The sequence below is a fragment of the Amycolatopsis sp. NPDC114503 genome (genome assembly GCF_055633655.1).
The window spans coordinates 243,828-265,616 of record NZ_JBVKDT010000006.1 but is presented as its reverse complement, the minus strand read 5'-3'; the positions used below and the strand labels follow the sequence as shown (position 1 = coordinate 265,616).

The window sequence follows — 21,789 nt, the reverse complement described above, 5'->3', positions numbered from 1 at the left end:
GAGGTTGCCCCGTCGCTCTACTCAGAGCGTGCCCGGTGGGCAGTTCGCGGGGTGGTTTTTCCCTCGGTTCGGCTAGATCCGGAGCGGACCCGCTACCCTGGGCAACTTCCGTAGGCCGAATTTCGCGTGGGGGCGCCCGTGACGCAGGCACCTGTCCCCATCGGGGTGCGCGGCGCGGTGACGTCCTGGCGCGGCTGGCCGCCGCGCTGGACGATGTGGGCGGTCGCTCGGCGGCGCTGGATCGGCTACGCGATGGCGTGCGAGGCCGTCGCCGTGGCGGTCACGGTGACGGGTCTCGCGACCGGCTTCGGCGGTCCGGTGCAGTTGAGTTCGTTCGGAGTGCTCGTCGGGCTCGGCATCGCGCAGGCCGAGATGTCGCGGCGGATCGAGCGCCTGCGACGGTGGATGAGCGGCCAGACGCACATCAACGTCACGTCCGTCTGGTACCTCGCCGGCGCGTTCCTGCTTCCGCCGGCGTGGGTCGCGTTGCTGGCGTTGGTGCTGTACCTGCATCTGTGGCTGCGAGTGTGGCGACACGTGCGTACGCGGCCCGCGCATCGCTTCGCGGCGAGTACGGCGTGGGCGATGCTGTCGTGCTTCGCGGCGTCTGCGGTGTTGACCATCGGCGGTCTGGATCAAGATCGGATCGACACCGCGTACGGCGTCCTCGCGCTCGTCCTGGCGGCAGCTGTCTTCGAGTTGGTGAACGTCGTCCTCGTAGCGACGGGCATCTACCTGTACACGAACAGCCGTTCTCCCGCGGACCTCATCGGCACCTGGGAGGACAACGCCTTCGAGATCGCGACGCTCTGTCTCGGCGGCCTCGCGGCGCTGGCGTTCGTCCATCAGCCGGTGCTGGTGGTGTTCGTGCTGCCGCCGTTGCTGTTGCTGCACCGCTACCTTCTGCTGAAACAGCAGCTGCAGGTGGCAGTCGTGACCGACGAGAAAACCGGGCTGCTCAACACCGCGGGCTGGCACGAACTGGCGACCCGCGAGTTCACCCGGGCCCGGCGGCGGGGAACCGGCAGCGGGTTCGCCGTGCTGATGATCGATCTCGACCACTTCAAGCGCATCAACGACACGTACGGTCACCTCACCGGTGACGAGGTGCTGGCCGCGGTTGCCGTGGCGATCGAGGCTTCGGTGCGGCAAAGCGACACCGTCGGCCGGTTCGGCGGCGAGGAATTCGTGGTGCTGCTGCCCGCGACCGGCGACACCGACGTGCTCGGCATCGCCGAACGGGTGCGGATCGCGGTGCGGGAGCTGACGGTCTCGGTGGGAGGTCCGCTGCGGATCAGCGGACTCTCCGTGTCCGTCGGCGTCGCGTGCTACCCGCAGGCGGGTGCGACGCTCGACGAGGTGCTGAGGTCGGCCGACGCGGCGTTGTACCGGGCGAAAGACGGCGGCCGCAACCGCGTGGCGGTCTGAGCCGGAAATACCGGGCGCGGGCAATTGTTGAACGTTGTATGAGCACTGCGGATCACGAGACCGACGTCGTGGTGATCGGGGCCGGGCAGGCCGGGCTGTCGGCGGCGTATCACCTGCGCCGGGCCGGGTTCGCCAACGAACGCGGGTTCGTCGTGCTCGACCACGGCAAACGCGCGGGCGGCGCGTGGCAGTACCGGTGGCCGTCGCTGGTCGTCGGGAAGGTGCACGGGATCCACGATCTGCCGGGGATGGCGTTCGGGACCCCGGACGCCACGCGGCCGGCGAGCGAGGCCGTGTCGGAGTACTTCGGGCGCTTCGAGAAGACGTACGACCTGCCAATGCACCGTCCGGTCGACGTGACCGCGGTGCGGCGCGCGGGGGAGCGGCTGGTGGTCGAATCGCCCGCGGAGACGTGGGCGGCGCGTGCGGTGATCAGCGCGACCGGGACGTGGGATCGGCCGTTCTGGCCCCGTTATCCCGGCAGTTTCGCCGGGCGGCAGCTGCACACGGCGGATTACCGCGGTGCTGAGGAATTTCGCGACCAGCGCGTGGTGGTCGTGGGCGGCGGGACGTCGGCGGTGCAGTTGCTGATGGAGATCGGCCCGGTCGCGCGTTCGACGGTGTGGGTGACGCGGCGTCCGCCGGTGTGGCGGGAAGAGGAGTTCAGCGAGGACTGGGGACGCATGGCCGTGGCGAAGGTCGACGAGCGGGTGCGGGCCGGGCTTCCGCCGGAGAGCGTGGTGAGCGTGACGGATCTGCCGGTGACGCCGCAGGTGCTCGCCGGTCGGGCGGCGGGGTATCTGGACCGGCGGCCGATGTTCTCGCGGCTGGTCGCCGACGGGGTCGTCTGGGAGGACGGCAGTTTCGAGCCCGCGGACATGATCCTGTGGGCGACCGGGTTCCGGGCCTCGATCGATCACCTGGCTCCGCTGCATCTGCGGACGTCCGGCGGCGGGATCCGGATGGACGGGACCCGGGTGGTCGCCGAGCCGCGGCTGCATCTGATCGGGTACGGGCCGTCGGCGAGCACGGTGGGGGCGAACCGGGCCGGGCGCGCGGCGGTGCAGGAAGTCCGGCGGCTGCTGCAGAGCTGAGGTCTGCGAGGGGAACCTTCCTGTGGGCCGTGAGGGGAACCTTCAGGGGCTTGAGGGTTGCGAGGGGACCCTTCACGGACTTCAGGGGTCGTGAGGGAGCCCTTCACGGACGTGTGCGGGTCGTGAGGGCACCTTCACGGACGTGAGTGTCGTGAGGGCCACCTTCAGGGCTTGCGGGTCGTGAGGGCCACCTTCACGGACGTGAGTGTCGTGAGGGCCACCTTGAGAGAATCAGCGGCCCTGAGGGTTCCCCTCACGGCACTTCCTCGGACGGGAGCGGGGCGTTCCGGTGAGCGGGCAGCGGAACGCGGGTCTTGATCGTTTCACGTCCGTTCCGGGCTTGTCGGGAGAAACCGGGCCCGCTACTCTGCGGTTTTAGTTAGGAAACTTTCTTAACGCAACGAGACGCCGCAGAACCGTAACGCCGCCGCCCTGTTCCCGTCCGGCCCGAAGGAGTGCGACGTGTCCTCGTCCCGTGTCCGAAGTCTCGCCCGGTTCGCGTTACCGGCCGCCGCGGTGGTGCTGTTGCCCGCCGCGGTCTCGCCCGCGCGCGATGCCCAGGCCGCTGCCGCCGATGTGCTGTTGTCCCAAGGGAAACCGGTCAGCACCTCGACGCTTGAGACGTCCACGCTCGGCGGCGACAACGCCGTCGACGGGAACCTCAAGACGCGCTGGGCCAGCGCGGTCAGCGCCGACGCCCAGTGGCTGCGCGTCGACCTCGGGCAGGCTGCCACGATCCACCGGGTCAAGCTGAACTGGGAAGCGGCCTACGCCAAGAAGTACCGCATCGAGATCTCCGACGACGGCGAGAACTTCAAGCCGATCTCGACGGTCACCAACGGCGACGGCGGCACCGACGACCTCACCGGGTTGTCCGGGCACGGCCGGTTCCTGCGCTTCGTCGGCACTGAGCGCGCCACGAAGTACGGCTACTCCCTCTGGGAGCTTCAGGCTTACGGCACCCCGGATTCGTCCGGCGACACCCAGCCTCCCACCACTCCGTCGAACCTCGCCGCGGGCGACATCGGCTCCAACAGCGTCGCGCTGACCTGGGCCGCCGCGACGGACAACGTCGGTGTCAGCGGATACGACGTGCTCCGGGACGGCAAGTCCGTCGCCACCAGCACGTCCACGTCCTACACCGACAACGGCCTCTCGCCGGACACCGACTACACCTACACCGTCCGGGCGAAGGACGCCGCCGGCAACACTTCGCCGGCCAGCACCTCGGTCAAGGTGCACACGAAGCCGGGGACCGCGGGCAACACCTTCGTCCTCGCCGCGGCGGGTGACATCGCCGAACAGTGCACCGCGAGCAGCTCCAGCTGCGTGCACCCGAAGACCGCGAAGCTCGTCCAGGACATGAACCCCGCCGCGGTGATCACCATGGGCGACAACCAGTACGACTCCGAGAACACCGGTCTGTCGCTGCAGAACTTCAAGGACTACTACGACAAGACCTGGGGCAAGTTCAAGAGCATCACGCACCCGGTCCCCGGCAACCACGAGACCTACGACGACAACAAGCCGTTCGAGGCCTACGAGCAGTACTTCGGCAAGATCGCCACGCCGAACGGAAAGCGGTACTACAGCTGGGAAATGGGCAACTGGCACTTCATCGCCCTCGACTCCAACGGCTTCGTCGACGACAACGACGGCGGCGAGCTGAAGGACACCGACCAGATGAACTGGATCAAACAGGACCTGGCGAAGAACACCAAGGGCTGCGTCGCGGCGTACTACCACCACCCGCGGTGGAGCTCCGGCGACCACGGCGACCAGCGCGGTTCCAAGCAGCTGTGGGACCTGTTCGCGCAGAACAAGGTCGATCTGATCCTCAACGGGCACGACCACCACTACGAGCGGTTCGTCCCGCAGGACGCGGGCGGCAAGGCGAACCCGGCCGGTCCGGTCGAGATCATCGGCGGCATGGGCGGCGCGAACCCGTACCCGGTCCACTCCGCGCACCCGACCACGGCGAAGCTGCTCAAGGACACCTTCGGCGTGCTGAAGCTGACGATGACCGACAACAGTTTCTCCGAGCAGCTGATCGGTCTCGACGGCAAGGTCCAGGACAGCAGCCCGACCTACACCTGCCACAACTAGGGGCCGGTCATGTACATCGCGACAAGCCGTAGTTCGGACGTCGCGGCGGGCACCGAGCGCAAAACCGGCCTGCGCCGGGTGTCGGCGAACGTCGTCGCACTCGGCGCGGTCAGCCTGGTCACCGACATCTCCTCGGAGATGGTGACCGCGGTGCTCCCGCTGTATCTGGTGCTCGGCCTCGGGCTGAACCCGCTGCAGTTCGGCCTGCTCGACGGGCTTTACGCGGGAGCCACCGCCGTGGTCCGCGTGCTCGGCGGGCATCTGGCCGACCGGTGGCGCAGGCTCAAGGCGGTCGCCGGGTTCGGCTACGGCTTGTCCGCGGTGTGCAAGCTCGGCCTGGTCGCGGCCGGTTCGTCGGTCGCGGCGATCGGCGTGGTGCTCGCCGCCGACCGGACCGGCAAGGGCCTGCGCACGGCCCCGCGCGACGCGTTGATCTCGCTCAGCAGCGAGCCCGACACGCTCGGCCGGTCGTTCGGCGTGCACCGCGCGATGGACACCGTCGGCGCGTTTCTCGGCCCGCTGGTGGCGATGGCCGTGCTCGCGCTGAGCCTCGGCAGCTACACGTCGGTGTTCTTCACCAGCTTCTGCATCGCGGCGATCGCGGTGATGCTGCTGGTGTTGTTCGTCCGGGACCACAAGCAGGAAATCGCCGACCGGGCCGCGGTCTCTGTCCGGGCGGCGTTCGGATTGCTGCGCGAGCGGGGTTTCCGCCGCGTGGCGGTGTGGGCGGCGCTGCTCGGGTTCGTGACCCTCGGCGATTCCTTTGTGTACCTGGTGCTTCAGCGGCGCTGGGATGTCGCGGCGACGTTCTTTCCGTTGCTGCCGCTCGGCACCGCCGGGGTGTATCTGGTGCTGGCGGTTCCGCTGGGCAAGCTGGCCGACCGGATCGGGCGCTGGCCGGTGTTTCTCGGCGGGCACGTCGCGCTCGTCGCGGCGCTGATCGCGTTGTGCGGGCCGGTGTCCGGATTCTGGCTCGCGGCGCTCGCTTTGGGGCTGCACGGCGTGTTCTACGCGGCTACCGACGGGGTGCTGATGGCCGCCGCCGGACCGTTGGTGCCCGCTGACCTCCGGGCGACCGGTCTCGCGGTGGTCCAAACCGGACAGGCTGCCGCTCGGATGCTCTCGTCTGTCCTCTTCGGACTCGCCTGGACGTTGTGGGATCTTCAGCCCGCAGTCCTCGCGGCGGCCGGAGCACTCGCTGTCGTGGCGCTCGGCGCTGCTTTCGCAAGGCCGGTGCGCAAATGAAAAAGGTCCTTCTCGCTGTTGTCGGCACCGTGGTGCTCGCGGCTGCTGCGGTGGTTTACACCGTTGCCGCGCGGCCTAGCCCGGCCGAACCTGCGAAGGTCGAGCATCTTTCGCTCGCGCCTGGGCAGTTGTTCTTCCGCAGCACCAAGACGGGCAACGTCGGCGTTGTTCCGCTCGCGAATCCTGGTGCCGCACCGAAGTTCAGTGACCTGAAATGCGATCGGTTCGCCGTGTCCGGCACGACCGGGATGTGTCTCGCGGTGCGTCCCGGAACCTTGCCAGCGGTCAGCGACTTCAGCGTCCTTGACCGGAATCTCAATACCGTGCACAAGGATTACCTGCCGGGCACGCCGAGCCGGGCGCGAGTTTCCCCGGACGGCAAACGGGTGTACTGGACGCTGTTCGTCACCGGTGATTCCTATGCTGCCACTGGGTTTTCGACGCGCGCCGGGGTTTACCAGCTGGACAACGGGGAGCTGGAAAAGACGATCGAGGAGCTGCCGGTCCTGGTAGACGGGAAACGGTACTTCTCCTCCGACGTCAACTACTGGGGCATCACGTTCGCCAAGGACGGCAAGCGGTTCTTCTCGACGCTGGGCTCCAAGGGCAAGACCTACTTGATCGAGGGCGACTACGACACCTACCGCGGCAAAGCGCTGCGGGAGAACGTGGAATGCCCGTCCTTGTCGCCGGACGAAACGCGGATCGCGTTCAAGAAGAAGGTCGGGGAGGGCGTCTGGCGGCTGTCCGTGCTCGACCTCAAGACGATGCGGGAGACCGCGCTCGCCGAGACCCGCAGCGTGGACGACCAGGCGTTGTGGCAGGACGACCACACGATCCTGTACGGCCTGGAGAACGCCGTGTGGTCGGTGCCCGCGGACGGGTCCGGGGCCCCGCGCAAGCTGGTCGACGAAGCCGCCTCGCCTGCCGTCGCCAGCTGATTCGACATCTCTTTATGCCGTATAGTACCCTCGCGTCCGGCGATACTATACGACGTAAAGAGATGAGATGGCTGAAGCGACTCTGCACGACGGAACGCGGATCGAAGCGCAGGTGCGCGGGGACGGGCCGGTGCTGCTGCTCCCGGTCGACCCCCGGCCTGCCGAGGGACCGGAGGCCGAGGCGGCCCGGCAGTGGGGCGCCGATCCGGAGCTGGGCCGTTCGCTGATCGAGGGATTCGCCGGGTTCCGGGTGGTGGCCTTCGACTACCAGGGGCACCGGATGGCGCATCCGGCCGACCTGACGCCGGACGTCGTCGCGGCCGATTTCCTGGCGGTGGCGGACGCGGTCGGGGCGGATCGGTTTTCGTACTACGGCTACTCGTGGCTGGCGTTGTCCGGGCTGCAGCTGGCGTTGCGCACGGATCGGCTGGACGCGTTGGCGATGGGCGGGTATCCGCCGCTGGACGGGCCGTATGCGGCAATGCTCGCGGTGACCCGGGCGACGCACGAGATGGCGCTTGCTGGCCCGTCGGCTGAAACTAAAGCTGAGCCGGGGGATTGGGATTCGGTGGACGTCACGTTGTCCACGGGGCAGACGAAGCAGTTCGTGACGTTGTATGAGGCGTTGCAGGACTTTGACGACCAGGCGGTCGAGCTGTCGTGCCCTCGGTTGTGTTTCGCGGGGTCGGAGGATCGGATCGTGTACAGCGAGCGGTGGGGCGGGGTGACCGTCGACATCGCTGGGCCGCTGTTGCGCGAGCGGGCTGAGCTGGAGACGCGGGGGTGGACCGTCGAGGTGCTTGACGGGCTGGACCACATGAGCGCGATGCAGGCGGCCGCAGTGCTGCCGGTGGTGCGGCCTTGGCTGGAAAGAGTCGTGTGAGCTATTCCGCCTGCCGCAGTTCGTGTTCCAGCGCTTCCAGCTCCGCGCCGCCGGCCATTTGCCGGGTCAGCTCGGGCAGTTCGATCTCCGCCTTCTCGTAGGACCCGAGGGCCGCGCCGCGTTTGAGGAGCAGGAAGCGGTCGGCCACTGGGTACGCGTGGTGCGGGTTGTGCGTGATCAGGACGACGCCCAGGCCCCGGTCGCGGGCCTGGGCCACGTACTTCAGCACCACCCCGGCCTGCTTCACGCCCAGCGCGGCCGTCGGCTCGTCCAGGATCAGTACCTTCGCGCCGAAGTGGATCGCCCGGGCGATCGCCACGCACTGCCGTTCGCCGCCGGACAGCGTGCCGACAGGCTGTTCGACGTCTCGCAGGTCGATGCCCAGGTCGGCGAGGGCTTTCTTCGTCAGTTCCCGGCCTTTGCGGCGGTCCAGGGCGCGGAACGGGCCGAAGCCGACGGTCGGTTCCGAGCCGAGGAAGAAGTTGCGCCACACGCTCATCAGCGGCACCACCGCGAGATCCTGATACACCGTGGCGATTCCGCGATCCAGAGCCTCCCTTGGCGAGGAGAACCGCACCGGCGCGCCTTCGACGAGGAACTCGCCTTCGTCGTGCTGGTGCACCCCGGCGAGGATCTTGATCAAAGTGGACTTTCCCGCGCCGTTGTCGCCGAGCACGCAGGTGACTTCGCCCGCATTGACCACTGTGGACACTTCGCGCAGCGCGACCACGGTGCCGTAACGCTTGCCGACGTCCTTGACTTCGAGGAGAGCGTTCATCGCCGGACCCTTTCCGCGCGCCGCCGCAATGCGTTGTTGACCAGGACCGCCGCCAGCAGCATGATCCCGAGGAACAGCATGAACCAGTCGTTGTCCCATCCGGCGAACACGATGCCCTGGCGCGCCATGCCGAAGATCAGCGCGCCGATCGCCGCGCCGACGGCCGAGCCGAACCCGCCGGTCAGCAGGCAGCCCCCGATCACCGCGGCGATGATGTACTGGAATTCCAGTCCGATGCCCTGATTCGCCTGAACGCTCGCGAAGCGCAGGATGTTGATCGAACCGACGAGCCAGCCGGCCAGCGCGGTGCCCATGAACAGCAGGATTTTGGTGCGTACGACCGGAACTCCGACCGCACGCGCGCTTCCCGCCGATCCGCCGACCGCGAAGATCCAGTTGCCGAAGCGCGTCCGCATGAGCAGCCACGCGGCCGCCGCGATCGCGCCGAGCCACCAGACGATGGAGATCTGGAACGGCGTGCCGCCGATGTCCACTGTGGAAGCGAAGACGAAACCGGCGGACGCGTAGCCGTCGGTCGAGCGCATGCCCGAGACCTGGACGGTACCGGTGACCAGTCGCGTCACGCCGAGGTTCAAGCCTTGCAGGGCAAGGAAAGTGCCGAGGGTGACGATGAAGCTGGGCAAGCCGGTCTTCATCACGAGCCAGCCGTTGAACGCGCCGACCGTCAGCGCGAACACCAGCGAGACGAGCAGCGCGAGCCACACGTTCCACCCTGCCTGGGTGGCGAGGATGGCGGTGACCAGCGACGTCGAGGCGGTCATCACGCCCGCGGACAGGTCGAACTCGCCGCCGACCATCAGCAGCGACACCGCCACCGCCATGATGCCCAGCGTCGCCGCGTCGTCCAGCCAGGTCGCGGCTCCGCTGGCGCTGAAGAACTTGTCGGTCGCGAAGGTGAAGAAGAGGAACACCACGACCGCGCCGAGCAGCGCACCGATCTCCGGGCGCACCACCAGCCGGTCGGTCAGCCGCGGCTTCGCCAGGCGTTCGTCGAGGGTCGTCATCGGGTGCCCCTTTGCACGTACTGGCCGACCTTGTCCACTGTGGATTTGTCGACCAGGTCGGGTCCGGTGAGCACCGGTTTGCCGCCGCCGACGACGTTCGCGTTGTCCCGGTACAGCTTCAGGAACTGCACCGGGAGATAGCCCTGTTCGTATTGCTGCTGGTCGACCGCGAACAGCACGTCGCCCGCCTTGATCGCGGCCACGACGTCGGAGTTGAGGTCGAACGTGGCGACCTGCGCCTTCGAGTTCACCGACTTGATCGCGCTCACCGCACGGGCGGCGACCTGCGAGTTCAGCGTGAGGACCGCGTCGATCGACGAGTCGGTCTGCACCGCGCCGCGGATGCGCGATTCGGCGTCGGTCGGGTTGGAGATATCGACCTGCAGCGTCTGCACGGTGCCGGCGAACCCGGTCTTCGCGCCGTCGCAACGCTGCGCCTGTCCGACGTTCCCGGCTTCGTGAATCACGCACAACAGCTTGTGCTTGCCGAGGTCTTTGAACTTCTTCCCGGCTTCCTGACCGGCGATCGACTCGTTCTGCCCGACGTGCGTGAGCGCACCGTACGCCGCGCTCTTGTCTTCGCCGGAGTTGATGGTGATCACCGGGATCCCGGTGCGTACCGCGGCCTCGATGGACGGGCGCAGCGCCTCCGGGTTCGCCATCGACACCACGAGCCCGCCGGTCTGCTGCGCGACTGCGTTGTCGATCAGCTTCGCCTGCGCGCCCGGATCGCCGTCCGAGGTGTATTCGACTTGCACGCCAAGGTCTTTGCCCGCTTGTTCGGCACCGTTTTTCACCACGTTCCAGAACGCGTCGCCCGCGGTGCCGTGCGTGATGACCGAAACCTTCAACGGCCCGGATGGCGTCGGCGCGGCGGCGGGCGCGGTCGTCTTCGGCTCGGCGGCCGGACCGGTGCACGCCGTCAGCAGCAAGCCCGCGGCCAGCAGGCTCGCCACCGCGCGGCCGGAGCGCCGGGTGCGCCCCCAGCGATGGGACATCGTTGTCTCTCCTCGCTTGGTTTTCACGGTCAGCCGGTGATTTCCCGCAGGTACGAGAGGCTGGTCGCGACGTCTTGACCGGGACGGTCCGCCGGGCTGTCCTCGCTCAGCGCGGTGTCCTGTTCCAGCACGTACCAGCCGTCGTAGCCCGCTTCGGCGACGGAGCGGACCATGGCTTCGATGTCCACGTCGCCTTCGCCGAGCGGCACGTAGAGACCTTTGCCGACGGCTTCGGTGTACTGGAGCTTTCCGGTGCGGACGGCTTCGGCCAGTTCGCCGCGGACGTCCTTGAGGTGCAGATGCCCGATCCGCTCGGGATGCCGTCGCGCGAGCGCGACCGGGTCGGTGCCGCCGATCAGGAGGTGGCCGGTGTCCAGGCAGAGCTGGAGATCCGAGTCGGCGAGGAAACATTCGACCTCCGCTTCGGTCTCCACGTGCGTGCCGACGTGCGGGTGCAGGACGGTGCGGAGGCCGTGTTTCGCCGCTGTGTCACGGATCTTGCCCGCTGTGCGGACCAAAGTGGACCATTCGGCGTCGGTAAGGGTGGGCCGTTTGTCGTAACCGTCGAGGCCGGTTGCGGCGGCGAGGACGAGCATTCCGCCGCCGCAGGCCGCGAAGAGCGCCGCTGAGTCTTCCGCTTCCGCGACGGCCGCTTCCGGATTCTCGTGCAGCGGCACGGCCAGGAAGCCGCCGACGAGTTCGAGCTGATGCCTTGCCAGGAGGGCCTTCAGCTCGGCCGGTTCGCGGGGCAGGTAGCCGGGCGGGCCCAATTCCGTTGCGGTGACGCCCAGTCCGGTCATTTCGCTGAGCACGACGGGGGCGTCGAGCACTCGGCCCCAGCCGGGCACCTCGCACACTCCCCACGAGATCGGGGCGGCGGCGACGCGGATTTTCGCGGTCATGGAACCCTCTCCGGTCGGGGGACTGTGCTTGCGTGCCCTTGATTAGAGCGCTCTAAGCTTGTAGCGTCCGACCCGTCGCGTCAAGCGCTTCTCCGGGGAGGTTTTCGCATGGGGAAGCCCACCATGGAGGACGTCGCCGCGCGCGCCGGGGTCTCCCGGGCGCTGGTTTCGCTCGTGATGCGCAACGCGCCGAACGTTTCGGCGCAGCGGCGCGCGGCGGTGCGGAAAGCGGCTGAGGAGCTGGGCTATTCGCCGCACGTGATGGCACGATCGCTGGCGAGCCGGACGTCGACGGTGCTCGGCGTGATGGTGAACGACCTGCGCAACGCGTTCTTCGCCGATGTCGTGGAAGGGCTGGACGCGGCGGCCCAGGCGGCCGGTTTCGATTTGATCCTCAACACCGGCGGCCGGATGCCTTCGAGGGAAGGCGCGGCGCTGCGGAGTCTCCTGTCGTTCCGTCCCGCTGGCGTGGTGCTGTTGTCGCCGGTGGTTCCGGCCGCCGCGATCGAAGCGGCGGCACGGCAGTGTCCGGTAGTGTTGGTATCACGAACTTCTCGATTGTCCACTGTGGATACGGTGAACGACGACGGCGAGGCTGGTGCGGCGTTGGCCGTCGACCATTTGGTACGGCTGGGGCATCGCCGGATCGCGCACCTCGACGGCGGGGGAGCGGCCGGTGCCGCGGCGCGGCGTCGAGGTTTCCGGCAGGCGATGCAGGCACACGGCCTGCAGCCGATCGTGGTGCGCAGCGAGCACACCGACACCGCGGGTGAAAAAGCCGTGCAGGAGCTGTTGTCTTCGTATTCTCCGGTGCCGACGGCATTGCTGGCAGGAAACGACTTCAACGCAGTCGGTGCCATCTCGGCGCTCGAAGAACACGGCCTGCGGGTGCCGGAGGACGTTTCGGTGGTCGGCTACGACAACACGTCGCTGGCTTCCCTCCGGCACATCTCACTGACCACAGTGGACCAGCCGCGCGCGGAAATGGCGAGGCTGGCCTTCGACGCGCTATTGGAACGGGTACGGGGTGAACGCACTGAACCGGTGCGGCATCTGCTTCATCCGTCCCTGGTCGTTCGGGAGACCACGGGGCCGAACTCAGGGGAGGCACAGCGATGAGGTTGGGACTGGCAGGAGCCGGGCGGATCGGCGCCGCGCACGCGGAAACGCTCGCGGGCTTCGATGAAGTCACGTCGGTGGTCGTCGCGGATGTGGATCGGGCGCGAGCGCGGGAGGTCGCCGCCCGGCTCGGTGTCGAGGCGGCTGAGGGAATCGACGCACTGTTCCGGGCTGATCTCGACGGTCTGGTCATCGCGGCGGCCACGGACGCGCATCCGGAGCTGATCATCCAGGCGGTCGACGCACGGGTGCCGGTGTTCTGCGAAAAGCCGGTCGCCGCCGACATCCCCGGCACGCTGGCGGTGATCGACCGGATCGCGGACTCCGACGTTCCGGTGCAGATCGGCTTCCAGCGCCGGTTCGACGCGGGCTACCAGGCCGCGCGCGCCGCGGTGGAGAGCGGGGAACTGGGCTGGCTGCACAGTGTCCGAGCGACCACTTTGGACCCAGCCCCGCCGCCCGCGGCTTACGTCGCGCATTCCGGCGGCCTGTTCCGGGACTGCGGGGTGCACGACTTCGACATCCTCCGCTGGGTGACCGGGCGGGAGGTCGAGGAAGTATTCGCCTTGGGGCGCAACAAAGGCGAGCGGTTCTTCGCCGACGCCGGAGACGTCGACACGGCGGCGGTCGCGATGACTCTGGACGACGGAACCCTCGCGACGGTCTCGCTGACGCGCTACAACGGCGCGGGCTACGACGTGCGCTTCGAAGCCCTCGGCTCGGCGGGGAATGTCGTGGTAGGACTCGACGACCAGGCCCCGCTGCGGTCGGTGGAACCCGGTGTCGGGCCGTTGCCGGGACCGGCGTATCCGGGCTTCATGGAACGGTTCCGGACGGCTTATGCCGCTGAACTGCACGCGTTCCTGGACGTGGCGGCCGGGCAGATCCCGTCGCCGGCGGGAGCGGGGGATGCGTTGGAGGCGTTCTACGTCGCGGAGGCGTGCGAGGTCTCGAGGCGGGAGAACCGCCCGGTGCGGGTTGCCGAGGTGCGGCGGTAGGTCGCGTTTGACCGCCCGTTTCAGCTCTTTGAGCTTGAACCGGCTGAACGTTTCGGCTGTTTCCCTCGCTGGGCGGCTTTCCGGGCCGGGGGATAACGGCCGGGCAGCGAATCGGCGACGTCGCCCGCGCCTCCTTCGACTGCGGCACCGCCCTCGGGAACCCGGCAAGTTCATCTAAATGTCGGAATCCGCCGGTTAACTCAGCCCCGCGGGCGAAGAAGCTTCTCCGCCAACGTATCCACCAGATCCCGCGTCACCACAGCACCCGTCAGCGCACCGTAGACAATCGGCCCGAGCAGAGCGTCCATTGTGGCCTCCGGATCGAAAACCGGAGAAATCTCGCCCGCCTCGGTGGCCGTCGTCAGCATCTCGCGTTCGGCGATCTGGCGCGGTTCCAAGTAACGCTCATGGAACCGAGCCGCCGTCCCCACGTCGTGCTGCGCCTCGGCCAGCAACGTGAGAAGACATTTCCCCGCCGGGTCTTCGGTGAGGAAATCCGCGAAATCGCGCAGGTACGCGCGGATGCTGTCCGCCGTCGGCAGTTCCGTCGGCACTGGCAGGCGTTTCGCGGTGTCCTCGATCAGCGTGTCCAGCAGGATTTCGACCTTGGACGGCCACCAGCGGTAGATCGTCTGCTTCGCGACGCCTGCCCGGCGCGCGATCGCCTCGACGGTCAGCGCGCTGAAGCCGTGCTCGACCAGCAGGTCGTCGGCGGCGTGGAGGACAGCCAACCGCGCGGCCTCGTCACGCCGGTTGCCGGAGCGTGCCCTGCGGGGCTGGGAATTCACTGCGGGCATACCGGACACCTTACCGTGCTACTGTCTAGACGTGACGTCTCGTCTAGACAAAGGAGGGGCCATGGCCGGACGCCGGGCATTGGTGGTCGGAGCTTCGCGGGGGCTGGGATTGGTGCTGGTCACCGAACTGGACCGGCGCGGGTGGGAGGTCGTCGCGACCACTCGCGACGGTGCGGTGCCGCTCGAGGGGATGCGGACCGAGCAGCTCGAGATGACCGACGACGCACAGATCGCCGCGCTGCGCGACAGAGTGGACGGTCCGCTCGACCTGCTTTTCGTGAACGCGGCGATCAATCAAGGGAACCTGCCGATCAGCGAGGTGCCGACGGCGATGTTCACCGAAGTGATGATCACCAACGCGTTGAGCCCCTTGAGAGTCCTCGAAGGACTGCACGATCTGGTCGCGCCCGGCGGCACGGTCGCGGTGATGTCGTCCGAGCAGGGCAGCATCTCGATGAACGTCGAACCCGGATACGAGCTGTACAAGGCGAGCAAGGCCGCGCTCAACCAGCTCATGCGCAGCTACGCCACCCGCCACGAGGGCGACGGGCGGACCAAACTGCTCGTCGACCCCGGGCACAACCGGACGCGGCTCGGCGGGCCGGACGCGCCGTTGCTGCCCGAGGAGAGCATTCCCGCGGTCGTCGACGTCCTGGAAGCCCAGGCAGGCGAGTCGGGGCTGCAGTTCCTCGACCGCTTCGGCAAGCCGGTTCCCTGGTAACGACTGGGCCGATCGGGTAGCGCGCAGCGGCTTCGCATGCCAAGCTGCGGGGCGTGCCTGGATCCGGAGAATCCGAGATCGTGCTGATCCCGCTCGACGAGGCGGGGCTCGAGCGGCTTCTCGAAGCCGCGGTGGCCGACGCCGAACCGACCGAGGTCATGCCGCCGGTGGAAGGACCCGCCGGCTGGAACGAAGCCCGCCGCGAAGCGTTTCTCGCGTTTCACCGCCGACGATCCCTCAACCCGGACACGGCGATCGAGACGACGTGGGTCGTGGAGGTCGACGGCCGGGTCTGCGGGGCGGCCCGGCTGCGGCCGGTGTCCGGGCGGTCCGCGCTGGAGGTCGAGGCCGGGGTGTGGCTCGGCCGTTCGGCGCGCGGACGCGGGATCGGCCGCAAGGTGACCGCGGTGCTGCTGGACGCCGCGCGCGACGGCGGCGCGGCGAAGTTCGTCGCGACGACCACTGTGGACAATGCGGCGGCCCGGCGGCTGCTGAGCGGAACCGGCGCGGAACTCGACGTCCGCGGCACGGAGATCGACGCGCATCTCGACTTCTGAGGTCCGTGAAGGGCCCCTTGGGGGAATCAGATTCCCTAAGGGGCCCTTCACGGACGAGGAGCCAGGGGTCAGTCGAGTTCCAGTTCCGGCGAGTACATGTCGAACCAGTGGTGCAGGTCCAGCGCCCGGTCCATGCCGACGCGCTGCGCCTGGCTGATCGCCGCCGGATCGGTTTCCGCCGACTGCTGCAGCCACTCCCGGCCGACCATCTGGAACACCGGGTTGTCCTTCTGCGCCAAGGCTTCCTTGATCTGCTGCTGCAGCGCGATCGCGTACCCCGGGTCCTGAGTGGACGGATACGGGCTCTTCACCCGGTCCCGCACCGACGCGGGCAGCACGTGCTTGGTCGCGTGCCGCAGCAGGCTCTTTTCCCGGCCGTCGTAGGTCTTCAACGACCACGGCGTGTTGTAGACGTACTCCACGAGCCGGTGGTCGCAGAACGGCACGCGCACTTCAAGGCCCACCGCCATCGACATCCGGTCCTTGCGGTCGAGCAGCTGCCGCACGAAACGCGTCAGGTGCAGGTGGCAGATGACCCGCATCCGGGACTCCCGCTCGGATTCGCCGTCCAGGAGGTCCACTTCGGACACCGCGGTCCGGTACTGGTCGGCGATGTAGGAATCCAGGTCCAGCTTCTTCGCGAGACCTGGTTCGAGCAGCGAACCCCGGTCCTCCATCAGGCTGTTGCGGAACGCCAGCCACGGGAAGGTGTCGGCGTTGACCGCCGCCTCGTCGTGGAACCAGCGGTACCCGCCGAACACCTCGTCGGCCGATTCGCCGGACAGCGCGACCGTCGATTCGCCGCGGATCGCCTTGAACAGCAAGTACAACGACGTGTCCATGTCGCCGAGCCCGGACGGGATGTCGCGGGCGCGCAGCACCTTGCGGCGGACCTCGGGGTCGCTCAGGTCGGCCGGGTTCAGCATCACGTCCTGGTGCGCGGAACCGACGAGCTTGGCGACGTCGCGGATGTAGGGCGAGTCCGGGGTGTCGCGCATCTCGTCGGGCTGGAAGTTCTCCTCCTGCCCGAAAAAGTCGACCGAGAAGGTGCGCAGCTGCTCGCCCTGCTCGGACAGCCGGGCGGCGGCGAGACCGGTGACCGCGCTCGAGTCGAGGCCGCCGGACAGCAGCACGCAGCGCGGGACGTCGGCGACCAGCTGCCGGTGGACGATGTCGGTCATCAGTTCGCGCACGCGCGCGACCGTCGTCTCCTGGTCGTCGGTGTGCTGCTTCGCGTCGAGCTTCCAGTAGGTGCGGGTGTTGATGCCCTCGCGGGTCACGGTCACGACGGTGGCCGGGTCGACCTCGTACATGCCCTTCCACAGCGACCACCCCGGCCGCTTCGTGAAGCCCATCAGCTCGCGCAGGCCGTCGCTGTCGACCACCTTGCGCGCCAACGGGTTCGCCAGGATCGCCTTCGGCTCGGAGCCGAACAGGACGCCGTCGCGGGTGGGGTAGTAGTAGAACGGCTTGATGCCCATCCGGTCGCGGATCATCACGAGCTTCTGGTCGCGCTCGTCCCAGATCGCGAACGCGTACATGCCGTTGAGGTGGTCCACGACCTCGGTGCCCCACTGCAGGTAGCCGTGCAGCACGACCTCGGTGTCGCTGTCGGTCTCCCAGCGGTGGCCGAGTTTGGTGAGTTCTTCACGAAGTTCGGAGAAGTTGTACGCCTCGCCGCTGTAGACCATCGCGACCTCGCCGTTCGGCGTCTTGACGCTCATCGGCTGCCGCCCGCCCGGCAGGTCGATGATGGCGAGCCGGCGATGACCCAGCGCGACCGAACGGCGGACCCACGTGCCCCGGTCGTCGGGTCCTCGGCAGGCCATGGTCTCGGTCATCGCGTCCGCGATCTCTTGCTGCTGGGTGAGATCGGTGTCGTAGGAAACCCAGCCCGCGATTCCGCACATACGAGACCTCCTGGAAGGTAGGGGTTTAGTTAGTTAGTTGATACAACTATTGGTTACTCAGGTGTAACACGGACCCCCGAGCTTTGTCTGCCCGAATTGCACTCTCTGTCCTTGATCCGCTACGCGTTGTGCCGCAAGTCACCCACCAACTACGGACCGTCACCTGCCCCCGCTCGCCCGGATGGCGCTTGACGTAGTGGCACGGGTCACCGGCCGTCAAGATCGCGTAAACGCCCCCAGGTCACCGCGTCAAGGAGGCGTCAGACGCGGGTGCTCACCCTCCGCGACGGCCGCACAGTGGCACTCGACCGACGGTCGCCCGTGCCGGGTGACCCTTTCTGAGAGGTGCCTCGTGGCGGATTTGCTGTACGCCCTATTGCTCATCGGCGTTTTCGTGGTGCTCGCCGGTGTCCTGCGCGGGCTGGAGAAGCTGTGAGCGGCGCGGGCACCGTGGCCAACATCGTCGGCGGACTGCTGGCGCTCGGCCTTCTCGGCTACCTGTTCGTCGCCCTCGTGAGGCCGGAGAAATTCTGAGATGAGTGACGTCGCGGCCGGCTTCCTGCAAGCCGGCGTGCTCCTGGTCGCCCTCGCGGTGGTCTACAAACCCCTCGGCGACTACCTCGCCCGCGTCTTCTCCAGCGAGAAGCACCTGCGGGTCGAGAAGGCCCTGTACAAGATCGTCCGGGTCGACCCGAACACCGAACAGCATTGGAAGACCTACGCCTCGGGCGTGCTCGGCTTCTCGTTCGTCTCGGTGATCCTGCTGTACCTGCTGCAGCGCCTGCAATCGATCCTGCCGTGGAACTTCGGCCGCGGCCCGGTGTCGCCCGCCGTCGCGTTCAACACCGCGGTTTCCTTCGTGACCAACACGAACTGGCAGTCCTACACACCCGAATCGACCATGGGCCACTTCGTCCAGATGACCGGGCTGACGGTGCAGAACTTCCTGTCCGCGGGCGTCGGGCTGGCCGTGGCGATCGCGGTGACGCGCGGGTTCATCCGCTCGCGCACCGACCGGCTCGGCAACTTCTGGGTCGACCTGACGCGCGGCACGATCCGCGTATTGCTGCCGATGGCGTTCATTTTCGCGCTCGTCCTCGTGGCGCTCGGCGTGGTGCAGAGCCTCCGTTCCGGCGTCGCGGTGACGAACCCGGACGGCAGCACCAGCACGATCGCGCTGGCTCCGGCGGCGAGCCAGGAGGCGATCAAGGAACTCGGCACGAACGGCGGCGGCATCTTCAACGCCAACTCCGCGCACCCGTTCGAGAACCCGAACGTCTGGACCAACGTCATCGAGATGTTCCTGATCCTCGTGATCCCGGTCAGCCTCACCCGCGCCTTCGGGCAGCTGGTGGGCAACCGCAAGCAGGGCTACGTCCTGCTGTCGGTGATGGCCGGTCTGTGGGCCGCGATGCTCGCGGTGATCTGGACGTCCGAGTCGCGCACGAACAGCCCCTCGGCTCTCGCCGCGGGGGCGAACCTCGAAGGCAAGGAAGTGCGGTTCGGGATCGGCGGCACGTCGTTGTTCGCCGACACCACCACCGGCACTTCGACCGGCGCGGTCAACGGCGCGCACGACAGCCTGTCCGGCCTTGGCGGCGGCGGCACGATGCTGAACATGCTCTTCGGCGAGATTTCGCCGGGCGGCGTCGGCACCGGGATGTACGGCATTCTCGTGATGGCTGTCATCGCGATGTTCCTGGCGGGCTTGATGGTCGGGCGCACGCCGGAGTACCTGGGCAAGAAGCTCGGCAAGCGCGAGGTCACCAGCGCGGCGATCGCGATGCTGGCGATGCCCACCGTGGTTCTGCTCGGCTCCGGCATCGCCCTGATGATCCCGGCTACGCGTGACGCGCTCGGCAACTCGGGTTCGCATGGACTGTCGGAAGTCCTTTACGGCTACGCGTCCGCCGGCAACAACAACGGCAGTGCGTTCGGCGGTCTCACCGCGACCAGCGACTGGTTCCAGGCGTCGCTTTCGGTGGCGATGCTGATCGGCCGGTTCGTGCCCATCGTCGCGGTGCTCTGCCTGGCGGGTTCGCTTGCCTCGCAGAGGAAGGTCCCCGAAACCGCGGGCACGCTGCCCACCACTGGGCCGCTGTTCGGGACGTTGCTGACCGGCACTGTCGTCCTCGTCGCGGCCCTCACGTTTATCCCGGCGCTCGCGCTGGGGCCGATTGCAGAGGCATTGGCATGACCATCACCCAAGAGCGGACTCCTGAAGAGGAGACGCAGCATCACGTAGAAAACGCCGGACGCGTCGGAGCGGGCGTCTTCAGCCCGAAGCAGCTGTGGTCGTCCATGCCGGACGCGCTGCGCAAACTGCACCCGAAGCATCAGCTCAAAAATCCGGTGATGTTCGTGGTGTGGGCCGGTTCGGTCCTGACCACCGTCTTCGCGGTCACCGACCCGAGCGTCTTCTCCATTCTCATCGCGGTGTGGCTGTGGTTCACCGTCGTGTTCGCGAACCTGGCCGAGGCCGTCGCCGAAGGGCGCGGCAAGGCGCAGGCGGAATCGTTGCGGCGGACCAAAAAGGAAACCGTCGCGCGGCGGCTCACCGAGGACGGCTCCGAGGAGCAGGTGCCCGGAGTGGACCTGCGCATCGGCGACCGGGTGGTGGTCGAGGCCGGACAGGTGATCCCGGGAGACGGCGACGTCGTCGAAGGCATCGCCACGGTGGACGAATCGGCCATCACCGGTGAATCCGCTCCGGTGATCCGCGAGTCCGGCGGCGACCGGTCGGCGGTCACCGGCGGCACCACGGTGCTGAGCGACCGGATCGTGGTGCGGATCAGCACCAAGCCCGGAGAGTCCTTTGTGGACCGGATGATCGCGTTGGTGGAAGGCGCTTCCCGGCAGAAGACGCCGAACGAGATCGCGCTGACCATCCTGCTGTCCACGCTGACCATCATCTTCCTGCTCGCCGTCGTGGCGCTGCAGCCGATGGCCGCCTACTCCGGCAGCGAGCAGTCGGTGATCGTGCTGACCGCGTTGCTGGTCTGCCTGATCCCGACGACGATCGGCGCGCTGCTGAGCGCGATCGGCATCGCCGGGATGGACCGGTTGGTGCAGCGCAACGTCCTCGCCACCTCCGGTCGTGCGGTCGAAGCCGCCGGAGACGTGTCGACGCTGCTGCTGGACAAGACCGGAACGATCACCTTCGGCAACCGGCGCGCGACCGAGCTGATCCCGGTCGGCAAGTCCACTATGGACGACCTGGCGCGCGCGGCCCGGCTGTCCAGCCTCGCCGACGGCACGCCGGAAGGCCGCAGCATTGTCGAGCTGATCGCCGAGCAGCACGGTCTGCCCGGCGCGGCCGACGACAGCGAGAAGCTCGCGGAGTTCGTGCCGTTCACCGCGCAGACTCGGATGAGCGGCGTCGACCTTGATGGCCGCGAGGTCCGCAAGGGCGCGACTTCGGCGGTACGCCAGTGGGTCCGCGAGCGCGGCGGCGACGTGCCGGACGAGACCGAACGCGTCGTGGATGAGATCAGCCAGCAGGGCGGAACCCCGCTGGTAGTCGCCGAAGCGGCGGGCGGCACGGCGTTCGTGCGCGGCGTGATCCGGCTGTCGGACGTGGTGAAGCCGGGCATGAAGGAGCGCTTCGAGGAACTGCGCTCGATGGGCATCAAGACGGTGATGATCACCGGGGACAACCCGCTCACCGCGAAGGCTATCGCGCAGGACGCGGGCGTCGACGACTATCTCGCCGAGGCCAAGCCCGAGGACAAGATGGCGCTCATCAAAAAGGAGCAGGAGGGCGGCCGTCTCGTCGCGATGACCGGCGACGGCACGAACGACGCGCCCGCGCTCGCGCAGTCCGACGTCGGCGTGGCGATGAACACCGGGACCATGGCGGCCAAGGAGGCCGGCAACATGGTCGACCTCGACTCGAACCCGACGAAGCTGATCGAGATCGTCGGCATCGGCAAGCAGCTGCTGATCACCCGCGGCGCGCTCACCACGTTCAGCGTGGCGAACGACCTGGCGAAGTACTTCGCCATCCTGCCCGCGATGTTCACCAGCATCTTCGCCCAGCTCGGCGCGCTGAACATCATGCACCTGTCGACGCCGAAGTCGGCGATCCTCTCCGCGGTGATCTTCAACGCGCTGATCATCGTCGCGCTGATCCCGCTCGCCCTGCGCGGCGTCCGGTACCGGCCGTCGTCGGCGTCCGCGCTGCTGCGCCGCAACCTGCTCGTCTACGGCCTCGGCGGGATCGTGAGCCCGTTCCTCGGGATCTGGGTGATCGACCTGATCGTGCGTCACATTCCAGGGATTGGCTGA

General features: G+C 67.9%; 19 protein-coding genes. 13 read left to right on the top strand and 6 right to left on the bottom strand.

Annotation, left to right across the window (positions count from 1 at the left end; translation table 11 throughout):
* The first annotated feature begins 213 nt into the window (after window positions 1-213).
* The 6 genes from ACZ7OI_RS26675 to ACZ7OI_RS26650 all read left to right on the top strand — a co-directional run bounded on the left by ACZ7OI_RS26675 (window position 214) and on the right by ACZ7OI_RS26650 (window position 7,697).
* Window positions 214-1,428 carry a GGDEF domain-containing protein gene (locus tag ACZ7OI_RS26675; RefSeq protein ID WP_470267158.1) on the top strand — a complete coding sequence of 405 codons (1,215 nt, stop codon included), beginning with the start codon at window positions 214-216 and terminating at the stop codon, window positions 1,426-1,428.
* Window positions 1,429-1,466: 38 nt separating this feature from the next.
* Window positions 1,467-2,522, top strand: a complete 1,056-nt coding sequence (locus tag ACZ7OI_RS26670; RefSeq protein ID WP_470266902.1) for an NAD(P)-binding domain-containing protein — start codon at window positions 1,467-1,469, stop codon at window positions 2,520-2,522.
* Between the two features lie 462 nt (window positions 2,523-2,984).
* Window positions 2,985-4,628: a discoidin domain-containing protein gene (locus ACZ7OI_RS26665; protein WP_470266901.1), complete on the top strand. Its 1,644-nt coding sequence runs from the start codon at window positions 2,985-2,987 to the stop codon at window positions 4,626-4,628.
* Window positions 4,629-4,637: 9 nt separating this feature from the next.
* Complete coding sequence (locus ACZ7OI_RS26660) at window positions 4,638-5,873, top strand: MFS transporter (protein ID WP_470266900.1); 1,236 nt, start codon at window positions 4,638-4,640, stop codon at window positions 5,871-5,873.
* Window positions 5,870-6,814 carry a TolB-like translocation protein gene (locus ACZ7OI_RS26655; RefSeq protein ID WP_470266899.1) on the top strand — a complete coding sequence of 315 codons (945 nt, stop codon included), beginning with the start codon at window positions 5,870-5,872 and terminating at the stop codon, window positions 6,812-6,814. The genes ACZ7OI_RS26660 and ACZ7OI_RS26655 overlap by 4 nt, the downstream gene beginning before the upstream one ends.
* A gap of 67 nt (window positions 6,815-6,881) precedes the next feature.
* Entirely contained in the window at window positions 6,882-7,697 is an 816-nt protein-coding gene (locus ACZ7OI_RS26650) for an alpha/beta fold hydrolase (protein ID WP_470266898.1), read from the top strand.
* A gap of 1 nt (window position 7,698) precedes the next feature.
* Here the strand turns inward: ACZ7OI_RS26650 and ACZ7OI_RS26645 are convergent, their stop codons facing one another.
* The 4 genes from ACZ7OI_RS26645 to ACZ7OI_RS26630 are packed head-to-tail and all read right to left on the bottom strand — an operon-like array spanning window position 7,699 to window position 11,400.
* Window positions 7,699-8,475 (bottom strand): ATP-binding cassette domain-containing protein, encoded by a 777-nt coding sequence (locus ACZ7OI_RS26645; RefSeq protein WP_470266897.1) that lies wholly within the window; start codon window positions 8,473-8,475, stop codon window positions 7,699-7,701.
* The gene (locus ACZ7OI_RS26640; protein WP_470266896.1) at window positions 8,472-9,500 is read right to left on the bottom strand and encodes an ABC transporter permease; all 1,029 of its coding nucleotides are present in this window, start codon (window positions 9,498-9,500) and stop codon (window positions 8,472-8,474) included. Before ACZ7OI_RS26640 ends, ACZ7OI_RS26645 begins: the two co-directional genes overlap by 4 nt.
* On the bottom strand, window positions 9,497-10,498 hold the full coding sequence (locus tag ACZ7OI_RS26635) for a sugar ABC transporter substrate-binding protein (RefSeq protein WP_470266895.1): 1,002 nt from the start codon (window positions 10,496-10,498) through the stop codon (window positions 9,497-9,499). Before ACZ7OI_RS26635 ends, ACZ7OI_RS26640 begins: the two co-directional genes overlap by 4 nt.
* Window positions 10,499-10,527: 29 nt before the next feature.
* On the bottom strand, window positions 10,528-11,400 hold the full coding sequence (locus ACZ7OI_RS26630) for a sugar phosphate isomerase/epimerase family protein (RefSeq protein ID WP_470266894.1): 873 nt from the start codon (window positions 11,398-11,400) through the stop codon (window positions 10,528-10,530).
* Between the two features lie 108 nt (window positions 11,401-11,508).
* On the opposite strand from ACZ7OI_RS26630, the gene ACZ7OI_RS26625 reads away from it, so the two are divergent.
* Entirely contained in the window at window positions 11,509-12,519 is a 1,011-nt protein-coding gene (locus ACZ7OI_RS26625; protein WP_470266893.1) for a LacI family DNA-binding transcriptional regulator, read from the top strand.
* On the top strand, window positions 12,516-13,517 hold the full coding sequence (locus ACZ7OI_RS26620) for a Gfo/Idh/MocA family protein (protein WP_470266892.1): 1,002 nt from the start codon (window positions 12,516-12,518) through the stop codon (window positions 13,515-13,517). The genes ACZ7OI_RS26625 and ACZ7OI_RS26620 overlap by 4 nt, the downstream gene beginning before the upstream one ends.
* A gap of 200 nt (window positions 13,518-13,717) precedes the next feature.
* On the opposite strand, the gene ACZ7OI_RS26615 is transcribed toward ACZ7OI_RS26620, so the two are convergent.
* A complete protein-coding gene (locus ACZ7OI_RS26615) occupies window positions 13,718-14,314 on the bottom strand; it encodes a TetR/AcrR family transcriptional regulator (protein ID WP_470266891.1) in 597 nt (198 codons plus the stop codon).
* 61 nt (window positions 14,315-14,375) lie between these two features.
* On the opposite strand from ACZ7OI_RS26615, the gene ACZ7OI_RS26610 reads away from it, so the two are divergent.
* Both ACZ7OI_RS26610 and ACZ7OI_RS26605 read left to right on the top strand, forming a co-directional pair.
* Window positions 14,376-15,035, top strand: coding sequence for an SDR family NAD(P)-dependent oxidoreductase (locus ACZ7OI_RS26610; RefSeq protein WP_470266890.1), 660 nt, complete (start codon window positions 14,376-14,378; stop codon window positions 15,033-15,035).
* 53 nt (window positions 15,036-15,088) lie between these two features.
* Window positions 15,089-15,592 carry a GNAT family N-acetyltransferase gene (locus ACZ7OI_RS26605; protein ID WP_470266889.1) on the top strand — a complete coding sequence of 168 codons (504 nt, stop codon included), beginning with the start codon at window positions 15,089-15,091 and terminating at the stop codon, window positions 15,590-15,592.
* 68 nt (window positions 15,593-15,660) lie between these two features.
* Here ACZ7OI_RS26605 and asnB read toward each other — a convergent pair whose 3' ends face one another.
* The gene (gene asnB, locus ACZ7OI_RS26600; RefSeq protein ID WP_470266888.1) at window positions 15,661-17,502 is read right to left on the bottom strand and encodes an asparagine synthase (glutamine-hydrolyzing); all 1,842 of its coding nucleotides are present in this window, start codon (window positions 17,500-17,502) and stop codon (window positions 15,661-15,663) included.
* A 432-nt stretch (window positions 17,503-17,934) separates the two neighbouring features.
* Here asnB and kdpF point away from each other — a divergent pair, with 432 nt between their 5' ends.
* The 3 genes from kdpF to kdpB are packed head-to-tail and all read left to right on the top strand — an operon-like array spanning window position 17,935 to window position 21,789.
* Window positions 17,935-18,036 carry a K(+)-transporting ATPase subunit F gene (gene kdpF, locus ACZ7OI_RS26595; RefSeq protein WP_037358287.1) on the top strand — a complete coding sequence of 34 codons (102 nt, stop codon included), beginning with the start codon at window positions 17,935-17,937 and terminating at the stop codon, window positions 18,034-18,036.
* A 1-nt stretch (window position 18,037) separates the two neighbouring features.
* Complete coding sequence (gene kdpA / locus ACZ7OI_RS26590) at window positions 18,038-19,699, top strand: potassium-transporting ATPase subunit KdpA (protein WP_470266887.1); 1,662 nt, start codon at window positions 18,038-18,040, stop codon at window positions 19,697-19,699.
* On the top strand, window positions 19,696-21,789 hold the full coding sequence (kdpB, locus tag ACZ7OI_RS26585) for a potassium-transporting ATPase subunit KdpB (protein ID WP_470266886.1): 2,094 nt from the start codon (window positions 19,696-19,698) through the stop codon (window positions 21,787-21,789). Before kdpA ends, kdpB begins: the two co-directional genes overlap by 4 nt.

What these genes read in the sequence shown, in the direction of transcription:
- ACZ7OI_RS26675 (WP_470267158.1), top strand. Translation starts at nt 214, where the DNA reads ATGTGGGCGGTCGCTCGGCGGCGCTGGATCGGCTACGCGATGGCGTGC.
- ACZ7OI_RS26670 (WP_470266902.1), top strand. Translation starts at nt 1,467, where the DNA reads ATGAGCACTGCGGATCACGAGACCGACGTCGTGGTGATCGGGGCCGGG.
- ACZ7OI_RS26660 (WP_470266900.1), top strand. Translation starts at nt 4,638, where the DNA reads ATGTACATCGCGACAAGCCGTAGTTCGGACGTCGCGGCGGGCACCGAG.
- ACZ7OI_RS26655 (WP_470266899.1), top strand. Translation starts at nt 5,870, where the DNA reads ATGAAAAAGGTCCTTCTCGCTGTTGTCGGCACCGTGGTGCTCGCGGCT.
- ACZ7OI_RS26650 (WP_470266898.1), top strand. Translation starts at nt 6,882, where the DNA reads ATGGCTGAAGCGACTCTGCACGACGGAACGCGGATCGAAGCGCAGGTG.
- ACZ7OI_RS26645 (WP_470266897.1), bottom strand. Translation starts at nt 8,475, where the DNA reads ATGAACGCTCTCCTCGAAGTCAAGGACGTCGGCAAGCGTTACGGCACC.
- ACZ7OI_RS26640 (WP_470266896.1), bottom strand. Translation starts at nt 9,500, where the DNA reads ATGACGACCCTCGACGAACGCCTGGCGAAGCCGCGGCTGACCGACCGG.
- ACZ7OI_RS26635 (WP_470266895.1), bottom strand. Translation starts at nt 10,498, where the DNA reads ATGTCCCATCGCTGGGGGCGCACCCGGCGCTCCGGCCGCGCGGTGGCG.
- ACZ7OI_RS26630 (WP_470266894.1), bottom strand. Translation starts at nt 11,400, where the DNA reads ATGACCGCGAAAATCCGCGTCGCCGCCGCCCCGATCTCGTGGGGAGTG.
- ACZ7OI_RS26625 (WP_470266893.1), top strand. Translation starts at nt 11,509, where the DNA reads ATGGGGAAGCCCACCATGGAGGACGTCGCCGCGCGCGCCGGGGTCTCC.
- ACZ7OI_RS26620 (WP_470266892.1), top strand. Translation starts at nt 12,516, where the DNA reads ATGAGGTTGGGACTGGCAGGAGCCGGGCGGATCGGCGCCGCGCACGCG.
- ACZ7OI_RS26615 (WP_470266891.1), bottom strand. Translation starts at nt 14,314, where the DNA reads ATGCCCGCAGTGAATTCCCAGCCCCGCAGGGCACGCTCCGGCAACCGG.
- ACZ7OI_RS26610 (WP_470266890.1), top strand. Translation starts at nt 14,376, where the DNA reads ATGGCCGGACGCCGGGCATTGGTGGTCGGAGCTTCGCGGGGGCTGGGA.
- asnB (WP_470266888.1), bottom strand. Translation starts at nt 17,502, where the DNA reads ATGTGCGGAATCGCGGGCTGGGTTTCCTACGACACCGATCTCACCCAG.
- kdpA (WP_470266887.1), top strand. Translation starts at nt 18,038, where the DNA reads ATGAGTGACGTCGCGGCCGGCTTCCTGCAAGCCGGCGTGCTCCTGGTC.
- kdpB (WP_470266886.1), top strand. Translation starts at nt 19,696, where the DNA reads ATGACCATCACCCAAGAGCGGACTCCTGAAGAGGAGACGCAGCATCAC.